Annotated in this window: 1 tRNA gene; it reads right to left on the reverse strand. The window is 45.9% G+C overall.

Annotation, left to right across the window (positions count from 1 at the left end):
* Window positions 1–21: 21 nt before the first annotated feature.
* Window positions 22–98, reverse strand: a tRNA-Ile gene (locus HWX34_RS07180).
* Between the last annotated feature and the right edge of the window lie 159 nt (window positions 99–257).

Consider the following 257-nt stretch of genomic DNA (forward strand, 5'->3'; position numbering starts at 1 on the left):
CTACAGCACCCAGATAAAAACTGGTGGGTCTGGAAGGACTCGAACCTTCGACCCCTGCGTTATCAACACAGTGCTCTAACCAGCTGAGCTACAAACCCAGTTGACGCTTAATGAAGTGATTTTGTTTTTTAACTTGATCACTCCATTTTGATCAAAACCAAGCAGATCAAGGCGAAAGCTGACGTCGTGTACTGTATGTACACGAGGAGGCTTTCAACGCGGAGATGCGCCGGTTTTCATCAAAATTGCCCTATTAC

This window comes from Aquitalea sp. LB_tupeE, from assembly GCF_013391415.1.
Lineage (GTDB): Bacteria > Pseudomonadota > Gammaproteobacteria > Burkholderiales > Chromobacteriaceae > Aquitalea.